General features: G+C 70.0%; 21 protein-coding genes. 10 read left to right on the top strand and 11 right to left on the bottom strand.

Annotated elements, in window-relative coordinates; all coding sequences use genetic code 11:
• Nucleotides 1–1623 carry a peptide ABC transporter substrate-binding protein gene (locus ABT245_RS06100; RefSeq protein WP_351729209.1) on the bottom strand — a complete coding sequence of 541 codons (1623 nt, stop codon included), beginning with the start codon at nucleotides 1621–1623 and terminating at the stop codon, nucleotides 1–3.
• A gap of 187 nt (nucleotides 1624–1810) precedes the next feature.
• Between ABT245_RS06100 and ABT245_RS06095 the strand changes: the two genes are divergently transcribed.
• The 6 genes from ABT245_RS06095 (at nucleotide 1811) to ABT245_RS06070 (ending at nucleotide 8665) form a co-directional block, all read left to right on the top strand.
• Complete coding sequence (locus tag ABT245_RS06095; protein WP_351729206.1) at nucleotides 1811–2545, top strand: class I SAM-dependent methyltransferase; 735 nt, start codon at nucleotides 1811–1813, stop codon at nucleotides 2543–2545.
• Nucleotides 2546–2790: 245 nt separating this feature from the next.
• The gene (locus ABT245_RS06090; RefSeq protein ID WP_351729204.1) at nucleotides 2791–4665 is read left to right on the top strand and encodes an ABC transporter substrate-binding protein; all 1875 of its coding nucleotides are present in this window, start codon (nucleotides 2791–2793) and stop codon (nucleotides 4663–4665) included.
• 43 nt (nucleotides 4666–4708) lie between these two features.
• Nucleotides 4709–5773, top strand: a complete 1065-nt coding sequence (locus ABT245_RS06085; RefSeq protein WP_351729201.1) for an ABC transporter permease — start codon at nucleotides 4709–4711, stop codon at nucleotides 5771–5773.
• Nucleotides 5770–6681: an ABC transporter permease gene (locus tag ABT245_RS06080; RefSeq protein WP_351729199.1), complete on the top strand. Its 912-nt coding sequence runs from the start codon at nucleotides 5770–5772 to the stop codon at nucleotides 6679–6681. The genes ABT245_RS06085 and ABT245_RS06080 overlap by 4 nt, the downstream gene beginning before the upstream one ends.
• On the top strand, nucleotides 6678–7676 hold the full coding sequence (locus tag ABT245_RS06075; RefSeq protein WP_351729196.1) for an ABC transporter ATP-binding protein: 999 nt from the start codon (nucleotides 6678–6680) through the stop codon (nucleotides 7674–7676). Before ABT245_RS06080 ends, ABT245_RS06075 begins: the two co-directional genes overlap by 4 nt.
• Nucleotides 7673–8665: an oligopeptide/dipeptide ABC transporter ATP-binding protein gene (locus ABT245_RS06070; RefSeq protein WP_351729193.1), complete on the top strand. Its 993-nt coding sequence runs from the start codon at nucleotides 7673–7675 to the stop codon at nucleotides 8663–8665. Before ABT245_RS06075 ends, ABT245_RS06070 begins: the two co-directional genes overlap by 4 nt.
• Before the next feature lie 15 nt (nucleotides 8666–8680).
• Here ABT245_RS06070 and ABT245_RS06065 read toward each other — a convergent pair whose 3' ends face one another.
• From ABT245_RS06065 to ABT245_RS06025, 9 genes are all read right to left on the bottom strand, one after another.
• Nucleotides 8681–9061, bottom strand: coding sequence for a PIN domain-containing protein (locus ABT245_RS06065; RefSeq protein WP_351729190.1), 381 nt, complete (start codon nucleotides 9059–9061; stop codon nucleotides 8681–8683).
• Nucleotides 9058–9315 (bottom strand): hypothetical protein, encoded by a 258-nt coding sequence (locus ABT245_RS06060; RefSeq protein ID WP_351729187.1) that lies wholly within the window; start codon nucleotides 9313–9315, stop codon nucleotides 9058–9060. Before ABT245_RS06060 ends, ABT245_RS06065 begins: the two co-directional genes overlap by 4 nt.
• A gap of 170 nt (nucleotides 9316–9485) precedes the next feature.
• Nucleotides 9486–10634 carry an ABC transporter ATP-binding protein gene (locus tag ABT245_RS06055; RefSeq protein ID WP_351729185.1) on the bottom strand — a complete coding sequence of 383 codons (1149 nt, stop codon included), beginning with the start codon at nucleotides 10632–10634 and terminating at the stop codon, nucleotides 9486–9488.
• Nucleotides 10627–11685, bottom strand: coding sequence for an ABC transporter ATP-binding protein (locus ABT245_RS06050; protein WP_351729182.1), 1059 nt, complete (start codon nucleotides 11683–11685; stop codon nucleotides 10627–10629). The genes ABT245_RS06055 and ABT245_RS06050 overlap by 8 nt, the downstream gene beginning before the upstream one ends.
• 11 nt (nucleotides 11686–11696) lie before the next feature.
• Nucleotides 11697–12647, bottom strand: coding sequence for an ABC transporter permease (locus ABT245_RS06045; RefSeq protein WP_351729179.1), 951 nt, complete (start codon nucleotides 12645–12647; stop codon nucleotides 11697–11699).
• Nucleotides 12640–13572, bottom strand: coding sequence for an ABC transporter permease (locus tag ABT245_RS06040; RefSeq protein ID WP_351729176.1), 933 nt, complete (start codon nucleotides 13570–13572; stop codon nucleotides 12640–12642). Before ABT245_RS06040 ends, ABT245_RS06045 begins: the two co-directional genes overlap by 8 nt.
• Nucleotides 13573–13712: 140 nt before the next feature.
• A complete protein-coding gene (locus ABT245_RS06035) occupies nucleotides 13713–15341 on the bottom strand; it encodes a peptide ABC transporter substrate-binding protein (protein ID WP_351729174.1) in 1629 nt (542 codons plus the stop codon).
• A gap of 629 nt (nucleotides 15342–15970) precedes the next feature.
• A complete protein-coding gene (typA, locus tag ABT245_RS06030) occupies nucleotides 15971–17887 on the bottom strand; it encodes a translational GTPase TypA (RefSeq protein WP_351729172.1) in 1917 nt (638 codons plus the stop codon).
• Nucleotides 17888–18025: 138 nt separating this feature from the next.
• Entirely contained in the window at nucleotides 18026–20221 is a 2196-nt protein-coding gene (locus ABT245_RS06025) for an ABC transporter family substrate-binding protein (RefSeq protein WP_351729169.1), read from the bottom strand.
• A 323-nt stretch (nucleotides 20222–20544) separates the two neighbouring features.
• On the opposite strand from ABT245_RS06025, the gene ABT245_RS06020 reads away from it, so the two are divergent.
• The 4 genes from ABT245_RS06020 to ABT245_RS06005 all read left to right on the top strand — a co-directional run bounded on the left by ABT245_RS06020 (nucleotide 20545) and on the right by ABT245_RS06005 (nucleotide 24566).
• Nucleotides 20545–20838 carry an Rv0250c family protein gene (locus tag ABT245_RS06020; RefSeq protein ID WP_351729167.1) on the top strand — a complete coding sequence of 98 codons (294 nt, stop codon included), beginning with the start codon at nucleotides 20545–20547 and terminating at the stop codon, nucleotides 20836–20838.
• Between the two features lie 68 nt (nucleotides 20839–20906).
• A complete protein-coding gene (gene sdhC, locus ABT245_RS06015; protein WP_351729165.1) occupies nucleotides 20907–21725 on the top strand; it encodes a succinate dehydrogenase subunit SdhC in 819 nt (272 codons plus the stop codon).
• 19 nt (nucleotides 21726–21744) lie between these two features.
• On the top strand, nucleotides 21745–23793 hold the full coding sequence (locus tag ABT245_RS06010; protein ID WP_351729161.1) for a fumarate reductase/succinate dehydrogenase flavoprotein subunit: 2049 nt from the start codon (nucleotides 21745–21747) through the stop codon (nucleotides 23791–23793).
• Nucleotides 23790–24566: a succinate dehydrogenase/fumarate reductase iron-sulfur subunit gene (locus tag ABT245_RS06005; protein WP_351729158.1), complete on the top strand. Its 777-nt coding sequence runs from the start codon at nucleotides 23790–23792 to the stop codon at nucleotides 24564–24566. The genes ABT245_RS06010 and ABT245_RS06005 overlap by 4 nt, the downstream gene beginning before the upstream one ends.
• Before the next feature lie 55 nt (nucleotides 24567–24621).
• Here the strand turns inward: ABT245_RS06005 and ABT245_RS06000 are convergent, their stop codons facing one another.
• Nucleotides 24622–25689, bottom strand: coding sequence for a glycoside hydrolase family 18 protein (locus tag ABT245_RS06000; RefSeq protein WP_351729589.1), 1068 nt, complete (start codon nucleotides 25687–25689; stop codon nucleotides 24622–24624).
• Nucleotides 25690–25695 lie beyond the last annotated feature (6 nt).

Below are 25695 nucleotides of genomic sequence, written 5' to 3'. Positions count from 1 at the left end.
TCAGCCGACCTTGATCTCGTTGTAGACGGGGACGCTGAAGGGGTTGAGCGCCACATCGGACAGCCGCTGCGAGTAGCCCGCGCTGCCGTTCTGGTACCAGAGCGGGATGGCGGCCATGTTGTCCCGGACGACCCGCTCGGCCTGCTGGAAGGTGGCGATCGATCTGCGGGTGTCGGTCTCGGCGTTGGCCCGGTCGACGAGCCGGTCGAAGTCCTTGTCGGACCACTTGCCGTCGTTGGAGGAGGCGCCCGTGTAGTAGAGCGGCTGAAGGAAGTTCTGGATGAGCGGGTAGTCCATCTGCCAGCCGGACCGGAACGGGCCCGTCATCCGGTGCCGGCCGATCCGGTCGCGGAAGTCGGCGAAGGTGCCGACCGGGCTGCCGACGCAGACCCTGTCGTTGCCGAGCGCGTTGTTGATGGAGTTGCAGACGGCGTCCACCCACTCGCGGTGCGAACCGGTGTCCGCGTTGTAGGTGATCGTGACCTGGCCGCCGGGGATGCCGCCGCCCTCCTGGACCAGTTTTCTGGCCTGGGCGGGGTCGTGGTCACAGGCCCTGCCGCACAGGCCGGCCTGATGGCCGCCCTCGGCGCCGAGCACGGGCGAGGTCCAGTCGGTGGCCGGGGTGCGGGTGTTCCGGAAGATCGTCTCGGTGATCTGCTTGCGGTTGATCGCCATGGACAGGCCGGTGCGGACCTTCTCCGCGCCGGGCCTGCTCCAGTTCTTGTCGTAGTACGGGAAGGCGAGGGTCTGGATGATGCCGGCGGGGCTGTTGATGTAGCGGCCTTCGAGATCGCTTCTGACGTTCTTGAGCTGCGCGGCCGGTACGTCGTCGACGAGGTCGAGGTTGCCGGCCAACAGGTCGGTGTAGGCGGTGTTGTTGTCCGTGTAGACCGTGAGGTTCACCCCGTCGTTGCGGGCCTTGTCGGCGCCGGGGTAGGCGTCCCACTTCTTCAGGGCCAGCTGGAAGCCCCTGGTGTAGGACTCGATCCGGTAGGGGCCGTTGCCCACGGGTTTGGCCAGCCAGGCCGCGTGGTCGGTGAAGAAGGCCCTGGGCAGCGGGACAAAGGCCGCGTAGCCGAGGGTGTCCGGGAAGCTGGAGAACTGCTGGTTGAGCCGGACCGTGAAGGTGCGGTCGTCGACGACCTTCAGTCCGGAGAGGGTGTCGGCGCTCTGGGCGCCGCGGTCCGGGTGGACCTTGTCGTAGCCGTCGATATAGCCGAAGAAGTAGGCGTTCTTCTGGTTGTTCCTCAGGCTCGCGCCGTAGTTCCAGGCGTCGACGAAGGACCTGGCGGTCACCTTCTCGCCGTTGGAGAAGGTCCAGCCGCCCCTGAGCGTGATCCGGAAGTTCCGCGAGTCCGTGGTGTCGATCTTCTGGGCCAGCATGTCCATGGCGTGGCCGGTCTTCGGGTCGTAGCGCTTCAGGCCCCGGAAGATCAGGTCGAGCACCTTGCCGCCCTGCACCTCGTTGGTGTTCGCGGGCTCCAGCGGGTTCTGCGGATCGCCCCAGGACGCGCTGAACACCGAGCCGCGCGGCGCGCCGGTGCCGCTTTGGCCGCAGGCGGCTGCCGCGAGCACCACCGCGGCCGGCAGGGCGGCCCGCGTGAGGTGTCTGGCTCGGCGCATGGAGTGCCTCCTTAGGACCACGCGGGTATGCACCGTGACGCCCACCCCCGAGCATCGATCGATTGCCCGCTCATATCACCGCAAGAGCTGGATAAAAGGCATGAGGGACACTCGTCGGCGCGACAGTCCACCCGTACGAGGGGTGACGCCTGCCCTTCGATCAGGCGGCGTGTGACACACTGCCGCGGTGGTCGATCGCTCGTTCAAGGATCTTTCGCTCGCCTCGCTGTACGACGCCCTCAACCCATGGGGTCCGGGCGACGACTTCTATCTGGACCTGGTGATGTCCGCCCGCTCGGTGCTCGATGTGGGATGCGGTACGGGCCGGTTGCCGGCGCGGGCCAGACGCGCCGGGCACGACGGCCGGCTCATGGGACTGGATCCGGCCGCCGCGATGCTCGTACAGGCGCGCCGACGCGAGCCCGGCGTCGAATGGGTGCTCGGCGACCTGCGGACCCGGCTGTGGGACGGCGGATTCGACCTGGTCGTGATGACCGGGCACGCCTTCCAGACGCTCGTGGACGACGAGGAGTTGCGGCTGGCGCTGCACGCCGTCAGGGCCGCCCTGGCACCCGGCGGCCGGTTCGTGTTCGAGACCCCGCATCCGGCGGCCCGCGCCTGGACCTGCTGGACCCCGGAGCACATACGCACCGTCGACGCCGCGGACGGCCGGACCGTACGGGTGTGGCGCGAGGTCGACGGGCCGCTCCTCGGCGACCGCGTGCGATTCAGGGAGACGTTCGACGGGGAGGGCTGGGACCGGCCGCGGGTCAGCCGCTCCACCCTGCGCTTCCTCGGCCCCGACGCGCTGACACGGCTCCTCGGCCGGGCGGGACTCGGCGTGGTGGAGCGGTACGGGGACTGGGCGCACGGGCCGTTGACGCAGGACAGCGCCGAGATCATCACCGTCGCGGCGCCCTGACGCTGAGCGCGGCCGGCACGGCGCCAGCGCGCCACCAGGCCCCCTTCACCGGTCTACACCAATGTTTGCTGTATCGAACATCAACTCGCTGTTTCCGCAGGCCAAAGGCGTAGGACACGGGCCGTTGACGCGCGCAGACCGCCGCTGATAGACACACTCATCACCCGCCCGGCGCCACCAGACCAGATCCGGCTGAAGTCCGAACAGGCTGTCCCTGTGCGAGCGATGACGCGAGGTCACGATTCATGAGCACGCAAGACCGGTACGGCAGAAGGCGTTCACTACCGAGAAGCCCGCGATCCCGTGCGGCCCGGCTCGTCGCCGCCGCCGGCGCCCTCGCCGTGACGCTCACCGCGGGCCTCGCCACCCCGCTCGATCCGGCGCCCCGGCGGGCACAGGCAGCCCCGGCCGACAAGGTCCTCACCGTCGCCGTCGCACAGAGCGTCGACTCGCTCAGCCCCTTCCTGGCGGTCCGTCTGGTCAGCACGAGCATCCTGCGGCTGACGTACGAGTATCTGACCGACTACGACCCCGCCGACGCCCACCCGGTCCCCGGTCTGGCCACCAGCTGGGCGCCGTCCGCCGACAAGCTCACCTGGACCTACACGATCCGCTCCGACGCCAAGTGGTCGGACGGACAGCGGGTGACCGCGCAGGACGCGGCCTGGACGTTCAACAAGATGATGACCGACGAGGCGGCCGCCACCGCGAACGGCAGCTTCGTCACCAACTTCCGTGAGGTGACGGCCCCGAGCCCCACCAAGCTGGTCATCGAACTGAAGAAGCCCCAGGCCACGATGACCGCGCTGGACGTGCCGATCGTGCCCCGGCACATCTGGGAGAAGGTCACCGACTTCTCGAAGTTCACCAACGACAAGACCTTCCCCGTCGTCGGCGACGGACCGTTCGTGCTCAGCGACTACCGGCCCGACAGCTATGTGCGGCTGAAGGCCAACAAGACGTTCTGGCGCGGGGCGCCGAAGTTCGACGAGCTGGTCTTCAAGTACTACAAGGACCAGGACGCGGCGGTGGCCGCGCTGCGCAAGGGCGAGGTCTCCTTCGTCGCCGGCTCGCCCTCCCTGACGCCCGCCCAGGCCGCCTCCCTCAAGGGCGAGAAGAACGTCCGCGTCAACGACGCCCCCGGCCGCCGCTTCTACGCCCTCGCCACCAACCCCGGCGCCAGGGCCAAGAACGGCGAGAAGTTCGGTGACGGCGATCCCTCCCTGCTCGACCAGCGGGTGCGCAACGCCCTGTTCATGGCCGTCGACCGCAAGGCCATCGTCGACAAGGTCTTCCAGGGCCACGCGGTCGAGGGCCAGGGCTATGTCCCACCGCGCTTCGCCGGCTACTTCTGGAAGCCGTCCGCGAGCCAGGAGCTGGCCTACGACCCCGCGAAGGCCGCCCAGCTCCTCGACCAGGCCGGCTACAAGAAGAACAGCGACGGCAAGCGCGTCGGCAAGGACGGCAAGCCGCTGAACTACCGCGTGCTGTGCCACGCCACCGACCCGAACGACAAGGCGGTCGGCCAGTACCTCAAGGAGTGGTGGGGCGAGCTGGGCATCGGCATGCGGCTCGACTGCCTCGACAACGTCACCGACCCCTGGCTCGCCGGCAAGTACGACCTCGCCTTCGACGGCTGGTCCGTCAACCCCGACCCGGACTTCGTCCTGTCCATCCACACTTGTGCGGCCCTGCCCGCAGCGCCGAAGGACACCGGGGCCACCGACAACTTCATCTGCGACAAGACGTACGACGACCTGTACGCGCGGCAGCTGGCCGAGTACGACTCCGCCAAGCGGGCCACCCTCGTCAAACAGGCCGAGTCGAGGCTGTACGACCTGGGGTACATGAACGTCATGGCGTACCCGAACGCTGTCGAGGCCTACCGCACCGACCAGATCAAGTCGATCACGACGATGCCCAAGGCCGCCGGCAACATCTACGGCCAGGACGGCTACTGGAGCTGGTGGTCGGCGGTCCCGGCCGACGACTCCGGCTCGTCCGGCGGCGGCGGTTCCACCGGCATCGTCATCGGCGTCGTCGCGGGCGTCGTGGTCCTCGCCGGCGCCGGGCTCCTCCTCGCGAGCCGCCGCCGCGCCACCGCCGACGACCGCGAATAGCCGATGCGTCCGACCCTCGCACCCACGCAGCGGGCGGCCCGCCATGGCCGCTGACACCGCGTCGACGCCGGCCGAGGCCGCCGGTCCGGTTCCCACCGGGCCGGCGGCCCGTGGGCCGCGGGCCCGCTCCTGGACCGGATACCTGCGCTACGGGGCGGCGAAGCTGGGCGGCGCCGCCGTCTCCCTGCTCGCCGTCCTCGTCACCGGCTTCTTCCTGTTCCGGCTGATCCCCGGCGACCCGGTCAAGACCCTGACCGGCGGCCGGCCCGTATCCGCCGAACAACTGGCCCAGTACCGGCGGGAGTTCGGGCTCGACCTGCCGCTGTGGGAACAGTTCACGGACTACTGCGGCAAGGCCCTCACCGGCGATCTGGGCACCTCGTACCAGTTCCGCGCCCCGGTCATCGACAAGATCACCGAAGCCCTGCCGAACACCCTGCTGCTGACCGGCACCGCGTTCGTGCTGTACACCGCGCTCGGCATGTACCTCGGCACCCGCTCGGCATGGCGGCACGGCCGCCTCGGCGACCGGCTGAACACCGGCCTGGCGCTGACCCTGTACTCCGTCCCGCAGTTCTGGCTCGGCCTGCTGCTCATCATCGTGTTCTCGGTGGGCCTCGGCCCCGTGCCCGGCCTGTTCCCGACCGGCGGCATGGAGTCGGGCGGCGAGGAGGGCTTCGCCTACATCCTCGATGTCGCCCACCACCTCGTGCTGCCGGTGATCACCCTGGTCGCCGTCGAGTACGGGCAGACCCTGCTGGTCACCCGCTCGGCACTGCTCGACGAGATGGGCAGCGACTATCTGACGACCGCGCGCGCCAAGGGCCTGCGGGACGACCTGGTACGGCGCCGGCACGCCGTACCGAACGCGCTGCTGCCCACCGTCACCCTCGTCTTCGTCAACCTCGGCCGGACCGTCGCCGGTGTGATCCTGGTCGAGACGGTGTTCTCCTGGCCGGGCCTCGGCGGACTCTTCTACCAGGCACTGAGCGTGCCCGACCTGCCCCTGGTGCAGGGCCTGTTCCTCTTCTTCGCCTCGGCGGTGATCGTCATGAACACGTTGGCCGATCTGCTCTATCCGCTGCTCGATCCGCGGGTGGGCCGATGAGCACCGAGGCGGCACAGCCCGGCCCGCGGGCCCTGGCGCGGCAGCGCCGCCGCCGCTCCGCCGCACGCTTCTGCCGGCAGTACCGCACCCATCGCGCCGGACTGCTGGGCCTCGCCGGGCTCGTGCTGTTCGCGCTCGCGGCGCTGACCGCGCCGCTGACGGTCGGCTCCGGCGTCTCCGACGTGACCGACGCGCCCGGCAGCCCCCTGGAGGCGCCGAGCGGGCAGTTCCCGCTCGGCACGGACCGGTTCGGACGCGATCTGCTGGGCCTGCTGATCTGGGGCTCGCGGGTCTCCCTGCTGGTCGGGCTGCTCGCCGCCGTGCTGTCGGTGGCGATCGGCGCGGTGGTCGGGATCTGCGCCGGACACTTCCGGGGGGCGTACGGGACCGTGCTGATGCGGATCACGGACTGGTTCCTGGTGATGCCGACGCTGGTGCTCGCGATCGCGCTGGCCACCGTCATGTCCCGCTCCCTCGGCACGGTCGTCCTCGCCATCGGTGTCACCTCCTGGCCGACCACCGCCCGGCTGGTGCGGGCGCAGACACTGGCGGTGGAGTCCCGTCCGTACATCGAACGGGCCAGGGCGCTCGGCGGCGGCCACTGGCACATCATGACCCGGCATGTGCTGCCCAACGTGATGCCGCTCGTACTGGCGCAGACCACGCTGATGGTCTCCTCCTCCATCCTCGCCGAGGCGACCCTGGCGTTCCTCGGTCTCGGCGATCCGACGGTCGTCTCATGGGGCGGACTGCTCCAGGACGCGCGTGAGGCGGGCGCGGTCAGCGCCGGCGACTGGTGGTACCTGGTGCCGCCCGGCATCGCGATCGCCCTGGTCGCGCTGGCCTTCACACTGTGCGGCCGCGCGGTGGAGTCCGTGCTCAATCCCAGGCTGGGGGTGGCCCGTTGACGCTCCTCGAAGTCCGGAACCTGACGGTGACGTACGCCGGCGGAGCCGCCGCCGTACGCGGTGTGGACCTCTTAGTGGCGGCGGGAGAGAAACTCGGGATCGCCGGCGAGTCGGGCTGCGGCAAGTCCACGCTCGCGCTCGCCCTGCTACGGCTGCTGCCCGCCGGCGCCCGGGTGAGCGGGGAGATCCTGCTCGACGGCGAGGACATCCTCGCGATGCGCTGGGGGCGGGTGCGGGCGGTGCGCTGGGCGGGCGCGTCGATCGTCTTCCAGGGCGCCATGCACTCGCTCAACCCCGTGCACCGGGTCGGCGACCAGATCGCCGAGCCGATCCTGCTGCACGGCCGGGCGACGCAGGCGGCGGCGCGGAAGCGGACCGGCGAACTTCTGGAACAGGTCGGCCTGCCCACGGCGCGGGCGACGGCGTACCCGCATGAACTCTCCGGCGGCCAGCGGCAACGCGTCATGATCGCCATGGCGCTCGCCTGCGACCCGCGGCTGGTGGTCGCCGACGAGCCGACCACGGCCCTGGACGTGATGATCCAGGCGCAGATCCTCCGGCTGATCGAACAACTCGTCAGCGAACAGGACCTGGGGCTGATCATGATCAGCCACGATCTGGCGGTGCTCGCCGACACCTGCGACCGGCTGGCGGTGATGTACGCGGGCCGGGTCGTCGAGGAGGGCCCGGCGCGCACGGTCCACGAGGACGCCCGGCACCCGTACGGCAGGGCGCTGTCGACGGCGTTCCCGCACATCGGCGACCCCGCCTCCCGGTTCGCCCCCCAGGGGCTGCCCGGCGACCCGCCCGATCCGTTCGCGCTGCCCTCCGGGTGCGCGTTCCATCCGCGCTGCCCCGTCGCCCTGGACGTCTGCGCCACCGAGAACCAGGTGCTGCGCGAGACGGCCGGGGGACGGCGGGCCGCGTGCGTACACGTCCCGGCCACCGTCCCGGGGCCGGCCACCGGGGCCGAGGACACCAGGAGCACCGCATGACGACACCAGCGTCGCCCCTGCTCAGCGCCCGGGGGCTGCAGGTGACCTTCCCCGGACGACACGGCGCCCCCGAGGCACGGGCCGTGGACGGCGTCGAACTGGACATCCGGCCCGGTGAGATCGTGGCCCTGGTCGGCGAGTCGGGCTGCGGCAAGACGACGCTGGCACGCTCCCTGCTCGGTCTGGAACGGCCCGCCTCCGGAAGCGTGCGCTTCGACGGGAAGCCGCTGGCGTACACCTCGCGGGCCCTGCGGGCCTATCGGCGCCGGGTCCAGCTGGTGCTCCAGGACCCCAGCGGATCACTCAACCCACGGCACACGGTGTACGACGCGGTGGCCGAGGGGCTGCGCATCCACGGGCATACGGGGGACGAACGGACGGCGGTCGCCGACGCCCTCTCCCGGGCGGGGCTGCGGCCGCCGGAGCGGTTCTTCCTGCGCTACCCGCACGAGTTGTCCGGCGGCCAGCGGCAGCGCGTGGTGATCGCGGGCGCGCTGGTCCTGGAACCCGAACTCCTCGTCGCCGACGAGCCGGTGGCCTCGCTGGACGCCTCGGTGCGCGGTGAGATCCTGGCCCTGCTGCTGCGGCTGCGCACCGAACTGGGGCTCGCCGCCCTGGTCGTGACCCATGACCTCGGTCTGGCCTGGAACATCGCCGACCGGGTCGCGGTGATGTACCTGGGCCGGATCGTGGAGACGGGCCCGGTCGAGGAGGTGCTGACCGCGCCCCGACACCCGTACACCCAGGCCCTGTTGTCGGTGCTGCCGGAGGCGCCGGGCGAACCGGTCGTGCTGGCCGGTGAACCCCCGGACCCCTCCCGCATCCCCTCCGGCTGCCGCTTCCGGGCCCGCTGCCCGGTCCTCGCGAACGGCGAGGCCGAGCGGGCAGGCATCGCCGACCGCTGCCGCACCGAGGACCCCGGCGTACTGAACGCCGGCGGCACGTCGCAGGCCGCCTGCCACTGGGCCGCGCAACGGGTCGGTGCCTGAGGGCGGCGGACCCGCTCACGAACTGAGATCGAGGATCCGGACCTTGCGCCCCTGCCAGCTTTGCGCGACGACCGTGGCGACGACCGCCCCGTCGGGTCGTTCGGGCGTCGGCCGGGCCGCGTACTCGACCTGTGCCGGAGCCCAGGTAATGTCGCGCGCGAGGGCCAGGACCGCGGGCAGGTCCAGTTCGAGGACGGCGATGCCGGGCATGGCCGCAATGTGCTCGGCCGTACCCGGCCGGGTACGGTCGGCTTCCACCAGCGCGCACGCGGGCGCGTACAGGTACCAACCGGGTACGGCGTGGGCACGGTGAAACAGGCGGGACGCCAGGACGTTTCCCGAACCGGCGGCCACCATCGCCGTGGCGTCGAGGATCACATGCAGGGAGTCGGTCACGAGCCGGCCGCCGCGGCCAGCCTGCGGTCGAGTTCCGCGTCCAGGTCGGCCTCCTCTGCCCCGCTGGGGTCGTAGCCGTTCCACTCCCGCAGCACAGCACGGGCCTGCGCGGCACGCTCGGCACGCTCGGCGGGTGTGAGCAGACTGTCGGCGAGCCGGGCGAGGTAGGCACGGAGCGACAGGCCCTCGCCGGCCGCTATCTCGGCGAGCCGGTCGCGCGCCTCGGCGGGGATGCGGATGTTGGCGTCAGACACGGGCGTATCCCTTCACTCACTACCAGTTCGGGGTACGGGTACGCACCCGTGGTCATGCTACACATGGGCGAGCCGGGCGGTGGTACGAACGGTCGGGATTCAGTGGGGCTGCCCCGGAAAACGCCGGTTCCCGGCGCCTGGGAAGGTGCCGGGAACCGGGGCGGCGGGGGTCAGGCCGCGTGGACTATGTCCTTCTCCTCGGCGAAGTGGCAGGCCGACTCGTGGGCCGCCGGGGCGTCCGAGGTCTTGAAGCGCTCGGGGACCGCCAGCAGCGGGACCTCCTGGGAGCACTTGTCCTGGGCCTTCCAGCAGCGGGTGCGGAAGCGGCAGCCCGACGGCGGGTTGGCCGGGGACGGCACATCACCGGTGAGGATGATCCGGTCGCGGTTCTCGCGGGCGTCCGGGTCCGGCACCGGGACCGCCGACAGCAACGCCTGGGTGTAGGGGTGCGTCGGGTGGTCGTAGATCTGCTCGTCGGTGCCGATCTCGACGATCCTGCCGAGGTACATCACCCCGACGCGGTCGGAGATGTGCCGGACGATCGACAGGTCGTGCGCGATGAAGATGTAGGACAGGTTGAACTCGTCCTGGAGGCGCTCCATCAGGTTGATGACCTGTGCCTGGACGGACACGTCCAGGGCCGACACCGGCTCGTCGCAGATGATGATCTCCGGGTTGAGCGCGAGGCCGCGGGCGATGCCGATGCGCTGGCGCTGGCCGCCGGAGAACTGGTGCGGGTACCGGTTGATGTACTCGGGGTTGAGGCCGACGACGTCCAGGAGTTCCTGCACCTTGCGGCGCCGGTCGCCCTTGGGGGCCGCCTCGGGGTGGATGTCGAAGGGCTCGCCGATGATGTCGCCGACCGTCATCCGCGGGTTGAGCGACGTGTACGGGTCCTGGAAGACCATCTGGATGTTGCGCCGCACGGCCTTCAGGGCGCGCCCGGACAGCTTGGTAATGTCCTGGCCCTTGTAGAAGATCTCGCCGGCCGTCGCCCGTTCCAGGTTCATCAGGAGCTTGGCGACGGTCGACTTGCCGCAGCCGGACTCGCCGACGATGCCCAGGGTCTCGCCCTGGTGCAGGTCGAAGGAGACGCCGTCGACGGCCTTGACCGCACCGATCTGACGCTTGAACAGGATGCCCTGGGTGAGCGGGAAGTGCTTCACCAGGTCGCGTACCTGAAGGATCGGTTCGCCATGCTCGACGGGCGCCTCGATGGCGGTGACCGCCTCGTCCTCGCTGCGGGCCTCGACGACGTCCACCTCGGAGACGTTCGGCGTGGCGTCCTGCGGCTCGTCGTTCTTGCTGAGCTCAGCCATGGATCGTCTCCTTCCAGAAGTGGCATGCCGAGGCCCGGCCCACCAGTTCGGTGCCGTCCTGCTCGGTGACGGGCAGCAGCTGCGGTACCTCGGTACGGCACACGTCCTGGGCCTTGGGGCAGCGCGGGTTGAAGGCGCAACCGGTCGGTACGCGCAGCAGGTTGGGCGGCAGGCCCTTGATCGCGTACAGCTCCTGGCCCTTCTGGTCCAGGCGCGGGATCGAGTCGAGCAGGCCCCGGGTGTAGGGATGCGCGGGACGCTTGTACAACTCGTGGACCGGGGCACGCTCCACGATCCGGCCCGCGTACATCACCGCGATCTTGTCGGCGACGTCGGCGACCACGCCCAGGTCGTGGGTGATGAGGATCAGGCCCATGTTGTACTCGCGCTGGAGTTCCGCGAGCAGGTCCATCACCTGGGCCTGGACCGTCACATCGAGGGCCGTGGTCGGCTCGTCGGCGATGATCAGGTCCGGTTCGAGCGCCAGCGCCATGGCGATCATGATGCGCTGGCGCATGCCGCCCGAGAACTGGTGCGGGTAGTCGTTGACGCGGGCCGCCGCGGCCGGGATCTTGACCCGGTCCATCAGCTCGATGGCCTTGGCCTTGGCGTCCTTCTTGGACAGGCCCTGGTGGACCCGGAACATCTCGCCGAGCTGGTAGCCGACGCTCAGCACCGGGTTGAGCGAGCTGAGCGCGTCCTGGAAGATCATCGCGATCCGGCTGCCGCGAAGAGTGCGGCGTTCCTCGGCGCTCATCTTCAGCATGTCGTGGCCGCGGAAGAGGATCTCGCCCTGCGGGATCTTGGCCGGCGGCATGTCGAGGATGCCCATGATGGCCTGCGCGGTGACGGACTTGCCGGAGCCGGACTCGCCGAGCACGGCGAGCGTCTCGCCGGCGTCGACGCTGTAGTTGACGCCGTTGACGGCCCGGACCACGCCCTCCCGGGTGTGGAACTCGACGTGCAGGTCGCGCACTTCGAGCAGCGGTGCACCGTCCGCGCCGCCGTCGCGGGACGACGGCACGGGAACGACTTCTTCGATGGTGGTCACGTACGCCTCCCTCAGCGCATCTTCGGGTCGAGGGCGTTGCGTACGGCCTCACCGAGCATGATGAATGCCAGCACCGTGATGCTGAGCATGATCGACGGGTAGAGCATGATCCACTGGGCGACGCGGATCTGGGCACCGCCGTCGGAGATGTCGTTGCCCCACGATACGCCGTTGAGCCCCAGGCCCAGGAAGGACAGCGTGGCCTCGGCGCCGATGTAGACGCCGAGCGAGATGGTCGCGACCACGATCACCGGGGCCAGGGTGTTCGGCAGGATGTGCCGGAACATGATCCGGGGTGTGCTCGCGCCCAGCGCCTTGGCCGCGTGGACGTAGTCGGCCTGCTTGGTGGTGATGACCGCGCCGCGCATCACGCGGGCGATCTGGGTCCAGCCGAAGAAGCCGAGCGCGCCGATGACGACCCAGGCGGTGCGGTCGGTGAAGGAGTTCAGCACGACCATCGTGCCCAGCAGGAAGGGGATGCCGAAGAACACGTCCGTGAGCCGGGACATGATCGCGTCCACGACCCCGCCGAAGTAGCCCGCGATCATGCCGACCAGGCCGCCGATCAGGGTGACGACGATGGTGGTGCCGAAGCCGACGGCCACCGAGGCGCGGGTGCCGTAGATCACCCGTGCGTAGACGCTGCGGCCCTGCTGGTCGTAGCCCAGCCAGTCGGCCGCGCCGATGTCCCCGAGGCGCGGCTTTTGCAGATAGTGCTTGGACAGGTCACCGAGGACCGGGTCCGCACTGGTGAACCAGCCCGGGAAGAAGGTGATGAACAGCAGGATCAGGATCAGCACACTGGAGACGATGAAGATCCAGCTGCGGCGCAGATCGGCCCAGGCGTCGCCCCACAGGCTGCGGGACTTCTCCGGTTTGGTCTCCGGCAGCGGTCCGCCCACCGCCGCGACCGCCGCCTCCTCGGCGGCGGCCTCGGGAACGGTCTTGGTCACGTCAGGCATAGCGAATCCTCGGGTCCAGGACCGCGTACAGCAGGTCCACGAGAAGGTTGGCGACGAGGTAGACGAGGACCAGTACCGTCACCAGACCCACGACGGTGGTCCCCTCGCGGCGCACGATGGACTCGTAGATGGTGCCGCCGACGCCCTTGATGTTGAACAGGCCCTCGGTGACGACCGCGCCGCCCATCAGGGCGCCCAGGTCGGTGCCCAGGTAGGTGACGACAGGGATCAGCGAGTTCCGCATCAGGTGGACACCCACCACGCGGCGCCGGGGCAGGCCCTTGGCGACGGCGGTACGGATGTAGTCGGCGCGCACGTTCTCGGCGATCGACGTCCGGGTGAGCCGGGTCACGTACGCGAGTGACGCGGTGGCCAGGACGATCGCGGGCATCAGCAGCTGGCCGTAGTCCGTCGAGTCGTTGACGTTGGGCTCGAGCCAGTGCAACTGCTCGGCGAAGACCAGCTTCAGGATGAAGCCGAGGACGAAGACGGGCACCGAGATGAAGAGCAGCGTGATGACGAGGACGACATTGTCCGTCGCCCGGCCGGCCCGCAGGCCCGCCACGACACCGAGGGTGATGCCCAGGACGACCTCGATGGCGAAGGCCAGCGAGGCGAGGCGGAGGGTCACCGGGAAGGCGTCGCCGAGCACGTCGGTGACGGGGCGGCCACTCGCGATCTGCGTGCCGAAGTCGGCGTGCAGAATCATGCCCTTCATGTAGTTGAAGTACTGCACCAGGATCGGCTGGTCCAGGCCGTACTCATGTCTCAGCGACGCGATGACCTGCGGGCTGCCCGCCTTGTCGCCGAAGAGCCCGCGCACGGGGTCACCGGGCAGGGCGTAGACCATGAGGAAGATCAGCAGGGTTGTCCCGATGAACACCGGGATCATCTGGAGCAGTCGTCGTGCGACGTAGCGCCCCATCGTGCCTCCATGTCAATCACGGCGGCAGCCGATGGGCCCTTTCCCCGCGCACCGTTGGACGATGCGTGCGGAAAGGGCCCCCCAGCCACTGCCGTCACCCCGGGGCGCGGGCGCCGCGCCCCGGGACTACGGGCTTGTGGTTACTTCTTGTGGACCTGAACGCCGGTCAGGATCGGGTCGCCGTCCTGGGCGTACTTGACGCCGCTGACGTTCTCCGAGTAGCCCGCGTTGACCTTGTAGTACCAGAGCGGAATGCTCGGCATGTAGTTCGGGAGCTGCTTCTCGATCTCCTGGTACTTCTTCTCCGACTCCTCCAGCGAGCCCGCGGCGTCGGCGGCCGCGATCTCCTGGTCGATCTTCTTGTTGGAGAAGCCGCCCTGGTTGCCGTCCGACTCGGTGCCGAACAGGTCGCGGATGAAGTTCGCGTTGAAGGGGTAGTCCAGCACCCAGCCGGAGCGGTAGAGGGACTTGACCTCCTTGGCGTCACGCGCGTTCAGGTCGGCCTGGAAGTCGGCCTTCGAGTCGCCCGTGCACTTCACACCGGTGGCCTTGGTGATGGAGTTGCAGACCGCCTCCACCCACTCCTTGTGGCCGCCGTCCGCGTTGTACTGGATGGAGATGGCGTTGCCCGGAACGCCGCCGCCCTCCTGGATGAGCTTCTTGGCCTTGGCCGCGTCGTACTTGGTGATGTCACCGGCGGCGTTCGGCTGGTAGCCGAGGACGCCCTTGGCGACCCAGCCGGTGGCCGGCTCACGGGTGCCCTGGAGCACGGTCTTGGTGATGGTGTCGCGGTCGATCGCCATCGACAGGCCCTGGAGGACCTTCGGGTCGATGTCCTTCCACTGCTTGGTGTAGAAGGCGACGGCGACGGTCTGGATCGCGGAGTATGCCTGGTCCACGGCGCGGTCGCCGAGGTCCTGCTTGTAGACCGGGAGGTCCTTGGGCGCGATCTGACGCAGGACGTCGACGTTGCCGGACTTCAGGTCCTCGTAGGCCGTCTCCAGGTTGGTGTAGTTCTTGAAGAGCACACCACCGTTCTTGGCCTTGTTCGGACCCTGGTAGTCGTCGTTGCGGGTGACCTCGATCTGCTTCTTGTGGTCCCAGCTGACGAACTTGTAGGGGCCGTTGCCGATCGGGTGCTCGCCGGCCGCCTTCGGGTCCTTGTAGAAGGACTCCGGCAGCGGGTCGAAGACCTCGTAGCCGAGCTTGTAGACGTAGTACGGGATCGGCTTGCTCAGCGTGATGGTGAAGGTGTTGTCGTCGACGACCTTCAGGCCGGACAGCTCCGTGGCCTTCGCCTTGCCCTTTTCCGGTGCGACGTCGTCGTAGCCCTTGATGTCGGAGAACCAGAAGCTGTTGGTCTGCTTGTTCTCCGGGTTGGCGGCCCAGTTCCACGCCTTGACGTAGGACTCGGCGGTCACCGGGGTGCCGTCGTGGAACTTCCAGCCGGGCTTCAGCTTGACCGTGAAGGTCTTGTTGTCCTTGGAGTCGACCGACTGCGCGTTGACGTAGACGATCTTGCCGCTCTCGTCGTAGTCGACCAGCCCGGAGAAGAGCGACTTGATGACGATGCTGCCGTTGGACTCCATGGTGTTGGCGGGCTGCAGCGGGTTCTGCGGCTCGCCGACCTCGACCGAGAACTTGCCGTTCGGGTCGACCGCGGCCTTGCTGTCGCTGCCCTTGTCCCCGTCACCACCACCGCAGGCGGTCGCGCCCAGCGCCACAACCGCGGCAATCGCGACCCACTTGGCGCTCTTGGCACCGCGCATGGGTTCCTCCTCATGAGTCCAATGGTTCACCGCATGGCGAGGCACGCGACACGGCACCGTCACCGGCGCCGGAGAGAGTCGAGTGCCCCCCTGCTCGTGAGTCGGCGCCACCTGAAAGCGCATGACCCGTTTATCCGAGCTCTACGCGCCTAACTATCTGCCATGAGCGAAGACCGAAACCACATTCCTAAGGTCTCGGTTCGATCACACCTGGCGCGAACATCTTCCAAAATCCGGACAAAGTGTTTGCCGAAAGATCCCTGCGAAACGGACTTGTTACACATCTATCGGCTCCGGCTGTCCGCATTCCGGACGCTCGGGGTCGGAAATCCGGTTGCGGTTAGACTCCGATCCATGCGGGGCCGATTCGGCGTACCCGCACACCCATGGGGAATCCGGTGCCGGGCGTCGTGCCCGGGCCCCGGAGCCGTCCGGCGCGCACCGGAGGCACAGCCGCCGCAGACCGCGGCCACAGACTAGTGGGGTTCGCTCGCGCCGCGGCGTCTCGCGGGCGGAACCGAGGGTTTTCCCTAACGGGGGCATTCTCTGAAGGGACATGACGAGCGGGCCGGGCCTCCCTGGGGAGGCCCGGCCCGCTCGTGGTCCAGGGACCGTGGACCGGGTCCGTCTCAGCCGTGCTTGGCGCGGCTCGCGGCGCGGGCCCGCTCGCGGGCGTCCAGGTTCACCTTGCGGATGCGGACCGCCTCCGGGGTCACCTCGACGCACTCGTCGTCGCGGCAGAACTCCAGCGACTGCTCGAGCGACAGCTTGCGCGGCGGCACGATCGACTCGGCCACATCGGCCGTCGACGAGCGCATGTTGGTGAGCTTCTTCTCCTTGGTGATGTTCACGTCCATGTCGTCGGAGCGGGAGTTCTCCCCGACGATCATCCCTTCGTACACCTCGGTGCCCGGCTCCACGAACAGCACGCCGCGCTCCTGGAGGTTGGTCATCGCGAACGCGGTGACGGCACCGGCCCGGTCGGCGACCAGGGAGCCGTTGTTACGGGTCTGCAGCGGGCCGAACCACGGCTCGTGGCCCTCGTGGATGGAGTGGCCGATGCCGGTGCCGCGGGTCTGGGTCAGGAACTCGGTCCTGAAGCCGATGAGCCCACGCGACGGGACGACGAACTCCATGCGGACCCAGCCCGAGCCGTGGTTGGACATGTTGTCCATCCGGCCCTTGCGGACGCCCATGAGCTGGGTGACCGCGCCCATGTGCTCCTCGGGCACGTCGATCGTCATGCGCTCGACCGGCTCGTGGACCTTGCCGTCGACGTCCTTGGTGACCACCTGGGGCTTGCCGACCGTCAGCTCGTAGCCCTCCCGGCGCATGGTCTCGACCAGGATGGCGAGCGCCAGCTCGCCACGGCCCTGGACCTCCCAGGCGTCCGGACGCTCGGTTTCCAGGACACGCAGCGAGACATTGCCGATCAGCTCGCGGTCCAGGCGGTCCTTGACCTGCCGTGCGGTGACCTTGCGGTCCTTGACGGCCGCCTTGTTGTCGGCGCCCTTGCCGGTGCCGCCGCGGCCGACCAGCGGGGAGGTGTTGGTGCCGATGGTCATGGAGATCGCGGGCTCGTCGACCGTGATCAGCGGCAGCGCGACCGGGTTCTCCGGGTCCGCCAGAGTCTCGCCGATCATGATGTCCGGGATACCGGCGACGGCGCAGATATCACCCGGCCCGGCCTTCTCCGCGGGCTTGCGGGTGAGCGCCTCGGTCATCATCAGCTCGGAGATCCGCACGTTCTGCACGGACCCGTCGCGCTTGATCCACGCGACCGTCTGGCCCTTGCGCAGCTCGCCCTGCTCGACCCGGAGCAGCGCGATACGGCCGAGGAAGTTGTCGGCGTCCAGGTTGGTGACATGGGCCTGGAGCGGGGCCTCCGCGTCATAGGTGGGCGCCGGGATGTGCTCCAGGATGGTGGAGAAGAACGGCTCCAGGCTGGTGGAGTCGGCCGGGACGGTGCCGTTGTCCGGCTTGGTCAGCGAGGCGATGCCGTCGCGGCCGCAGGCGTAGACGATCGGGAACTCGATCTGCTCCTCGTCGGCGTCCAGGTCGAGGAACAGGTCGTAGGTCTCGTTGACGACCTCGTCGATACGGGCGTCGGGCCGGTCCGTCTTGTTGATGCACAGGATGACGGGCAGCCGGGCCTGGAGCGCCTTGCGCAGCACGAAGCGGGTCTGCGGCAGCGGGCCCTCGGAGGCGTCCACGAGCAGCACCACACCGTCGACCATCGACAGACCGCGCTCGACCTCGCCGCCGAAGTCGGCGTGGCCGGGGGTGTCGATGATGTTGATGGTGACCGGGTCCCCGCCCTGCTTGGGGTGGTACTTCACCGCCGTGTTCTTGGCGAGGATCGTGATGCCCTTCTCACGCTCCAGGTCGTTCGAGTCCATGACGCGGTCGTCGACCTGGTCGAGCTGGTGGGCGGCGAAGGCGCCGGCCTGCTTCAGCATGCCGTCGACGATGGTGGTCTTGCCGTGGTCGACGTGGGCGACGATGGCGACGTTGCGGATGTCGTGACGCGTAGCGGTCACAGCCATAGTGCGGCGTACTCCCGGGGTGTGAGGAAGGCCCTCGCGTCGGTCCGTGTGACGCGGGCCCTGCCGGGCTTGACACGCCACGGCCTCACCCCATGTTACGGGGCGCCGCGGGAGGTGACCTCCTCAGCCCTCGGCGTCTCAGCCCGCGGACGGGCCCGGCGCCCCCTTCTTCAAAAATCCCATGTCCTCGTACAGGGGCGTCTGGAACCCGAAGGAGCCCGCGTTGACCAGGTTCTTGCGGGCGGCGGTGAGCTGCGGGCGCTGGTAGAGCGGGATGGAGCCGGCCGCGGCCCAGATGCGGGAGTCGGCCTTGCGGATCAGCGAGCGCGCCTCGTCCTCGTCGAGCGAGGCGACGGCCTGGTCGAAGAGCTGGTCGACCTGGTCGGTGCCGATCCGGGTGTAGTTCTGCTCGACGTTCACCGAGCCGTCGGCGGCCGGGACCGGCTTGGCGTAGATCGGGCGGGCGTCGGTGGCGGGGAAGGCGGAGGACGGCCAGGAGTACAGGGCGAGGTCGTACTGGCCGGACGCGATGTGGTCCTTGAAGTAGCTCTCGTCGGGGACCTTGCTGATCTCCGTGACGATGCCGACCTTGTCCAGCATCTGTGTGATCCGGTCGGCGACGGCCCGCAGGGACTCCGAGCCGGGGCCCGAGGGGAGCACGAAGCGGAGCGTGAGCGCCTTGCCGTCCTTGGCGAGCGGCCCGGCCGCGGGGGCCGGCGCGGCGGTGCCCCGCGGGGCGTACGCGCCGGGCGCGCCGCCCTGCGGCGGGTGCCTGTCGGTGTGCTGCCGGCCGTCCGGCGCGAGCCGCTTGTCGGCCTCGTCGCCCTGCTCGGCCACGCTGTGCTCGGCCGCGGGGCCCGCAGGGTCCTTCGGGTCGTCGTCTGCGGCCCGGTGCGGCGGCTTGTCGTCCTCGCCGACGACATAGGTGCCCTCCTTGCCGCCCTCGGACTCCTTGTCCGCCTGGCCGCCGGCCGCCTTGTCCGCCTTCTTCTCCGTGACCGGACCGCCGGGCACCCACCCGGCATCGGCGAGCAGGGACTGCGCCTCCGCGGTGTCCTGGCTGCCCAGGGAGCCGCTGCCGTCGGCGTAGGCGGACTGTCCGGACAGGGCGAGGTGGCTGCCGACCGGGACCGCGGGCAGGCCGAGGGGTCCGAGCACCACCTTGGCGAGCGCCTTGCGGTCGAGGGCGCGGGCGACGGCGCGGCGCACCCGCTCGTCGGCGAGCGGGCCCGCGGAGCCGTTGAGCGCGAGCTGGGTGTAGGCGGGCTCCAGGGACCTGCGGATCTCGACGTCGCGCAGCGCGTCTTGCTCGCGCAGATACGTGCTGATCTTCTGGCGTAGCTTCGTCGTGTCCTCGGGCAGTTCGTGGGACGGCAGGCCGTGCTCCAGGGCCCAGGAGCGCAGCTTCTTCGCTGAGGTGCGCCCGGCGCCCAGGAGGGGGGCGCCGCCGCTGCCCCGCGCGGCGAGGCCGATCCGCTCCACGTCCGCGGGGTCGATGTCGGTGAGGTCCACGGTGCCGTTGGCCAGCGCGGTGGCCCGCTGGTCGCGGGGCACGGCGTGCAGCACCAGCTGGGACAGCTTCGCGGGGCGCCCCCACCAGCGCGGGTTGCGGGTCAGGACGATGTCCTGGGCCTTGGTGTCGACCCTGTCGAGCCGGAACGGCCCGGCGGTGACCTGGAGCCCGCGGCGCGCGCCGTCGTTGAAGGCGTCGGGGGTGCCCATGACGTCCTTCGGGTACAGCGGCGAGAACAGCGACTTCCAGTCGGCGTACGGGCGGCTGAAGGTGACCCGGACCTCCAGGTCGTTGGCGCCGCGCTCGATCTTCTCGATGCGGTCGTAGCCGGCGTTGCGGGCGGTCCAGTAGGCGGTGTCCTTGCCGGACAGGGCGCGCCACTGGGCGGCGAAGTCGGCGGCGCCGATCTCCCGGCCGTCGCTCCACACGGCTTGCTGGTCGAGCTTGTAGAGGACGACCTGGCGGGGCTCGGTCTCGATGACCTTGGCGGACTCCAGGTAGTCGGGGTTGCGGACCGGGCGCCCGTTCTCGTCGAGCCGGAACATCGACGGCAGGACAGCCTGGGCGACCCGGTTGGTGCCGGTGTCCGCGTCGGCCTGGAAGGCGTTCAGGGTCTGGGGCAGCGCGTCCACGGCCCAGCGCAGCGTGCCGCCGTCGGTGACCTCGTCGCGGGCGACGGCGGCGATGTCCTGACCGGCCAGCGGACGGCTCGCCTCGTCTTCGGAGCCGCAGCCGACGAGGAAGGACACCGCGAGCGCACCCGCGGTGAGGAAGGCGGCCGAGCGCATGATCGCGCGCGGTCCGACGCCGACGTGGGACATCGTGCTACCTCCGGGGAGCCCGGTGACAAAGGTGGGTTCTGATCACGTTTGGCGGTATTTTGGAGCTGATCAGATCTACGGACTCACTGAAAAGGAAAGGGTTCGCCTGCCGGGGGCGACACGGCGACGGGCGCTGCCAAGCCCACCCGTGCGGCGCAACTCGCGCCCCGGCGCACACAGAGCGCGTGCGGGCGTGCGGCGGAGGGGCAGGATCCGCCAATCGCTGCACATGCCTTCACATGGGTAGGTGTGACGCGCAACACTCGCAGGCGCATGAACGTTGCCGCCTTGGGCCGTGAGGTCCGCGGAAGTGAGGTCACGTCATGTCCGTGCACGACGACCTGACGTCAGTCCAGCGCTATCTCGACGATCTGTTGCGCTCCGTCGGCCGCCTGGAGCAGCAGCTCGGAAGCGGCGGCGGACTGGAGATGCGCCGCGTCCGCGCGGACGCCGATCATCTGCGCGAGAGCGTGGCACTGCTGAGGGAGGTGGCACCCGGGCTCACCCCGCCGCGCCGCCCCGATCTCGTCACCATCTCCGACGCGCCGTACGACATCAGCCTGTGGACGGACTCGGACGACGAGGGTCTCGGCGCCCGCGACCGCCACGCCCCCTAGGCAGGGCCGCCGGCCCGCCCCGGGACGGCACCGCAGGCCCCGCCCCCGAACCCGACCGGAGTCATCCATTGGCCACTGGTACGGAACCTCCCAGCACCGGCGGCGTACGCACCCGTACACGCGCCGCGATCGCCGCACCGCATCTGCGGACCGACCGCTGGTGGCTGACCCCCGCCGTCACCGCGGCCGGCCTGTTCGCCTTCGTCGTGTACTCGACCTGGCGGGCCTTCGCCAACGCCGACTACTACGCGGCGCCGTACGTCTCCCCCTTCTACTCGCCCTGTCTGGCGGAGAACTGCCGGACGATGCACGCCGGCCCGAACGCCGATCTCTTCGGCGGCTGGTGGGGGATCTCCCCCGCGATCATCATCCTGATCTTCCCGCTCGGCTTCCGCCTGACCTGCTACTACTACCGCAAGGCCTACTACCGCAGCTTCTGGGCGTCCCCGCCGGCCTGCGCGGTCGCCGAGCCGCACAAGAAGTACACCGGCGAGACCCGCTTCCCGCTGCTGCTGCAGAACCTCCACCGGTACTTCTTCTACGCCGCGCTGCTGGTCGCCGGGGTCCTCACCTACGACACCGTGCTGTCCTTCCGCGATGCGCACTACCGCTGGGGCCATATGGGTCTCGGCACCCTCGTGTTCCTCGCCAACATCGTGCTGATCTGGGCGTACACCCTGTCGTGCCACTCCTGCCGGCACATCGTCGGCGGCAAGCTCAGGCACTTCTCCAAGCACCCCGTGCGCTACCGGACGTGGCAGTTCATCGGCCGGCTCAACGCCCGGCACATGCTGCTGGCCTGGGCGTCGCTGGTGAGCGTGGCGCTCGCCGACTTCTATGTGTACCTGCTCGCCTCCGGTGTCTTCGACGATCCGCGCTTCTTCTAGATTGGGGTAGGGCCTACTGATGTCCGTGGTCGACCGACAGGAGTGGGACGTCGTCGTGGTCGGCGCCGGCGGTGCCGGGCTGCGTGCCGCGATCGAGGCACGCGAGCGCGGCGCCCGTACGGCGGTGATCTGCAAGTCGCTGTTCGGCAAGGCGCACACCGTGATGGCCGAGGGCGGCATCGCGGCGGCGATGGCCAACGTCAACGAGCACGACACCTGGCAGGTGCACTTCCGCGACACGATGCGCGGCGGCAAGTTCCTCAACCAGTGGCGGATGGCCGAACTGCACGCGCAGGAGGCCCCGGACCGGGTGTGGGAGCTGGAGACCTGGGGCGCGCTGTTCGACCGGACGAAGGACGGGAAGATCTCGCAGCGCAACTTCGGCGGCCACGAGTACCCGCGCCTCGCCCACGTCGGCGACCGCACCGGCCTTGAGCTGATCCGCACCCTCCAGCAGAAGATCGTCGCCCTCCAGCAGGAGGACCACCGGGCGACCGGCGACTACGAGTCCCGGCTGAAGGTCTTCCAGGAGTGCACGGTCACCAGGATCCTCAAGGACAGCAGCCGCGTGTGCGGCGTCTTCGCCTACGATCGCGAGAGCGGCCGCTTCTTCGTCCTGAAGGCGCCCGCCGTGGTGATCGCCACCGGCGGCATCGGCAAGTCCTTCAAGGTCACCTCGAACTCGTGGGAGTACACCGGCGACGGGCACGCGCTCGCGCTGCTCGCCGGGGCGCCGCTGCTGAACATGGAGTTCGTGCAGTTCCACCCGACGGGCATGGTCTGGCCGCCGTCCGTGAAGGGCATCCTCGTCACCGAGTCGGTACGCGGCGACGGCGGCGTGCTGCGCAACTCCGACGGCAAGCGGTTCATGTTCGACTACATCCCCGACGTCTTCAAGGAGAAGTACGCCGAGTCCGAGGAGGAGGGCGACCGCTGGTACGACGACCCGGACCACAACCGGCGGCCCCCCGAACTGCTCCCCCGCGACGAGGTCGCCCGCGCCATCAACGCCGAGGTCAAGGCGGGCCGGGGCTCCCCGCACGGCGGGGTCTTCCTCGACGTGTCGACCCGCATGCCCGCCGAGGTGATCAGGCGCCGGCTGCCCTCCATGTACCACCAGTTCAAGGAGCTGGCCGACGTCGACATCACCGCGGAGGCCATGGAGGTCGGACCGACCTGCCACTACGTGATGGGCGGCATCGCCGTCGACTCCGACACGGCGGCGGCACGCGGCGTGCCCGGCCTGTACGCGGCGGGCGAGGTGGCCGGCGGCATGCACGGCTCCAACCGGCTCGGCGGCAACTCGCTCTCCGACCTGCTGGTCTTCGGGCGCCGGGCCGGCCTGCACGCGGCCGAGCACGCGGCGGCGTCGGCCGACGACCGGCCCCGGGTGTCCGACGAGCAGGTCGACGCGGCGGCGGCCGAGGCGCTGCGGCCGTTCTCCGCGGGCCAAGTGGCGGCGGGCGAGGCGCTGCGGCTGTCCTCCGCGGGCGAAGTGGCGGCGGGCGAGGCGCTGCGGCTGTCCTCCGCGGGCGGCGAAGCGGGTGGCGGTGAGGCGGCGGGCGGCCGGGAGGCGGCGGGCGGTCCGCCCGAGAACCCGTACACCCTGCACCAGGAACTCCAGCAGACGATGAACGACCTGGTCGGCATCATCCGCCGCGAGCCGGAGATGGAGCAGGCCCTGAAGAAGCTCGCCGAGCTGCGGACGCGGGCGCGGCGGGCCGGCGTCGAGGGGCACCGCCAGTTCAACCCCGGCTGGCACCTCGCCCTCGACCTGCGGAACATGCTGCTGGTCAGCGAGTGCGTGGCCCGCGCGGCCCTGGAACGCACGGAGTCGCGCGGCGGGCACACCCGCGAGGACCGTCCGGCGATGGACCGGGCGTGGCGCAACGTCAACCTGCTGTGCGCGCTCGCCCGCCCCGCCGACGGACTCGCGGACACGGACCCGGCGCGCGGCCGGATCGCCCTCACCCGCGAGACCACCGAGCCCATCCGCCCCGACCTGCTCGCCCTCTTCGAGAAGGAGGAGCTGGTCAAGTACCTCGCCGAAGAGGAGCTGTACGAATGAGCAGCTACGAGGCCCGTTTCAAGGTGTGGCGGGGCGACGCCGGGGGCGGCGGCCTGGAGGACTTCCGGGTCGAGGTCAACGACGGCGAAGTGGTCCTGGACATCGTCCACCGCCTCCAGGCCACCCAGGTGCCCGATCTCGCGGTGCGCTGGAACTGCAAGGCGGGCAAGTGCGGTTCGTGCTCCGCCGAGATCAACGGCAGGCCCCGGCTGCTGTGCATGACCCGCATGTCGGTCTTCGACCGCGAGGAGACGATCACCGTCACCCCGTTGCGCGCCTTCCCGGTGATCCGCGACCTGGTGACCGACGTCGGCTTCAACTACCAGAAGGCCAGGGAGGTCCCGTCGTTCGTGCCGCCCGCGGACCTCGGTCCGGGCGAGTACCGGATGATGCAGGAGGACGTGGACCGTCCGCAGGAGTTCCGCAAGTGCATCGAGTGCTTCCTGTGCCAGGACACCTGCCATGTGGTGCGCGACCACGAGGAGAACAAGCAGGCGTTCGCGGGGCCGCGCTTCCTGATGCGTGTCGCCGAACTGGACATGCACCCGCTGGACGCCGCCGCCGAGACCGGCCTCGACCGGCGGGCCACGGCCCAGGACGAGCACGGCCTCGGCTACTGCAACATCACCAAGTGCTGCACCGAGGTGTGCCCCGAGGGCATCAAGATCACGGACAACGCGCTGATCCCGATGAAGGAGCGGGCCGTCGACCGCAAGTACGACCCGCTGGTCTGGCTGGGCTCCAAGATCAGGCGGCGGAGCGGCGCGAGCTGAGCACGCCCCTTCTCGGGCTGCCGCGGCGGACTTCGCTCGGCCGGGGCGCCGGCGGTCACCGGACCCAGCCCGAGCGGTAGGCCGCCCAGTCCGCCTCCGTCGCGGCGAAGTCCACGTACAGGGCGACGCCGAAGCGGGCCCGGTCGGCGTCCGTGCGGGACAGGCCGAGCCGGACGCCGCGCACGGCGGCCGGGACGGTCTCGGCGTGCGCCCAGTGTCCGAAGCGGTTCTCCCGGAAGAACGGCAGACCCATGAGCAGGTCGGTGGAGTCCGGGGTGACCTCCAGGGCCAGGGCGGTCTGCTGGGCCACATAGCCGCCGTACAGGCTCTCCAGCGGCTGCATGGTGTCGTACGACATCACCGCGATCTGGTCGACGCGGCGCGCCACCTGCCCGAAGTACGCCTGCGACCACCACTTGGGGTGGCCGGTGACCGCGCCGAACACGGAGTGCAGCGCGGGCAGCGGGTCGATCTGGTGGGCGGCGACGGAGAGCAGGGCGCCGTGCCGGCGGGTGACGCCGCGCAGGTCGTCCAGCAGCACGAGGTAGTCGCGGTCGCCGGAGTGCAGCGGTTCCAGGTCGAAGTGGGCGCCGTCGAACCCGGCGGCGAGGATCTGCCGGGTGCTGTCGACGACCGCCGCCCGGGTCCCGGCGCGCTCCAGGCGCAGCCCGTCGGGGCTCTCGGTGGCCAGTACGTCGCCCAGCCAGGCCTGGACACGGACGCCGGGGAGCGCGCGGTGTACGGCGTCGGTCAGCCAACGCGCCCTCGGATACGCCGACTTGGGCAGGGTGCCGTTGTGCTCCAGCGGCCCGGAGTGCACATACAGATCACGGATGCCGGTGCCGTGCAGCCGCCGCGCGAGCGCCGCGACATCGGCGTCCTTCTTCCGCCCGTCCACCCAGGCGTGCCCGAGCCAGATCGCGTCCCGGTTCCGGGTGTACGTACCGTCGGCCGGCTCCCCCGCGTAGTTCACCCGCAACGCCACCCCCGCGGCGAGCAGAGGCAGAACCACGACAAGCACCACCCCAACCGTACGACACCCGGGGCGCCGTCCCCGCGCGCGCCCGCGTCGGCGCCCGCCGGGTCCGACCGGGAGGCCCGCGCCGCCCTGGTCGCGGCCGATGACGCC

This window comes from Streptomyces sp. NPDC001508 (assembly GCF_040298665.1).
Taxonomy (GTDB): domain Bacteria; phylum Actinomycetota; class Actinomycetes; order Streptomycetales; family Streptomycetaceae; genus Streptomyces.
Note: the sequence above shows the minus strand (reverse complement) of the source record. Positions and strands in the feature narration are given on the sequence as shown.

Bases quoted from the DNA above. Each gene is read 5' to 3' on its own strand.
- ABT245_RS06100 (WP_351729209.1), bottom strand. From the start codon at position 1,623: ATGCGCCGAGCCAGACACCTCACGCGGGCCGCCCTGCCGGCCGCGGTG.
- ABT245_RS06090 (WP_351729204.1), top strand. From the start codon at position 2,791: ATGAGCACGCAAGACCGGTACGGCAGAAGGCGTTCACTACCGAGAAGC.
- ABT245_RS06085 (WP_351729201.1), top strand. From the start codon at position 4,709: ATGGCCGCTGACACCGCGTCGACGCCGGCCGAGGCCGCCGGTCCGGTT.
- ABT245_RS06080 (WP_351729199.1), top strand. From the start codon at position 5,770: ATGAGCACCGAGGCGGCACAGCCCGGCCCGCGGGCCCTGGCGCGGCAG.
- ABT245_RS06070 (WP_351729193.1), top strand. From the start codon at position 7,673: ATGACGACACCAGCGTCGCCCCTGCTCAGCGCCCGGGGGCTGCAGGTG.
- ABT245_RS06055 (WP_351729185.1), bottom strand. From the start codon at position 10,634: ATGGCTGAGCTCAGCAAGAACGACGAGCCGCAGGACGCCACGCCGAAC.
- ABT245_RS06045 (WP_351729179.1), bottom strand. From the start codon at position 12,647: ATGCCTGACGTGACCAAGACCGTTCCCGAGGCCGCCGCCGAGGAGGCG.
- ABT245_RS06040 (WP_351729176.1), bottom strand. From the start codon at position 13,572: ATGGGGCGCTACGTCGCACGACGACTGCTCCAGATGATCCCGGTGTTC.
- ABT245_RS06035 (WP_351729174.1), bottom strand. From the start codon at position 15,341: ATGCGCGGTGCCAAGAGCGCCAAGTGGGTCGCGATTGCCGCGGTTGTG.
- typA (WP_351729172.1), bottom strand. From the start codon at position 17,887: ATGGCTGTGACCGCTACGCGTCACGACATCCGCAACGTCGCCATCGTC.
- ABT245_RS06025 (WP_351729169.1), bottom strand. From the start codon at position 20,221: ATGTCCCACGTCGGCGTCGGACCGCGCGCGATCATGCGCTCGGCCGCC.
- ABT245_RS06020 (WP_351729167.1), top strand. From the start codon at position 20,545: ATGTCCGTGCACGACGACCTGACGTCAGTCCAGCGCTATCTCGACGAT.
- ABT245_RS06010 (WP_351729161.1), top strand. From the start codon at position 21,745: ATGTCCGTGGTCGACCGACAGGAGTGGGACGTCGTCGTGGTCGGCGCC.
- ABT245_RS06005 (WP_351729158.1), top strand. From the start codon at position 23,790: ATGAGCAGCTACGAGGCCCGTTTCAAGGTGTGGCGGGGCGACGCCGGG.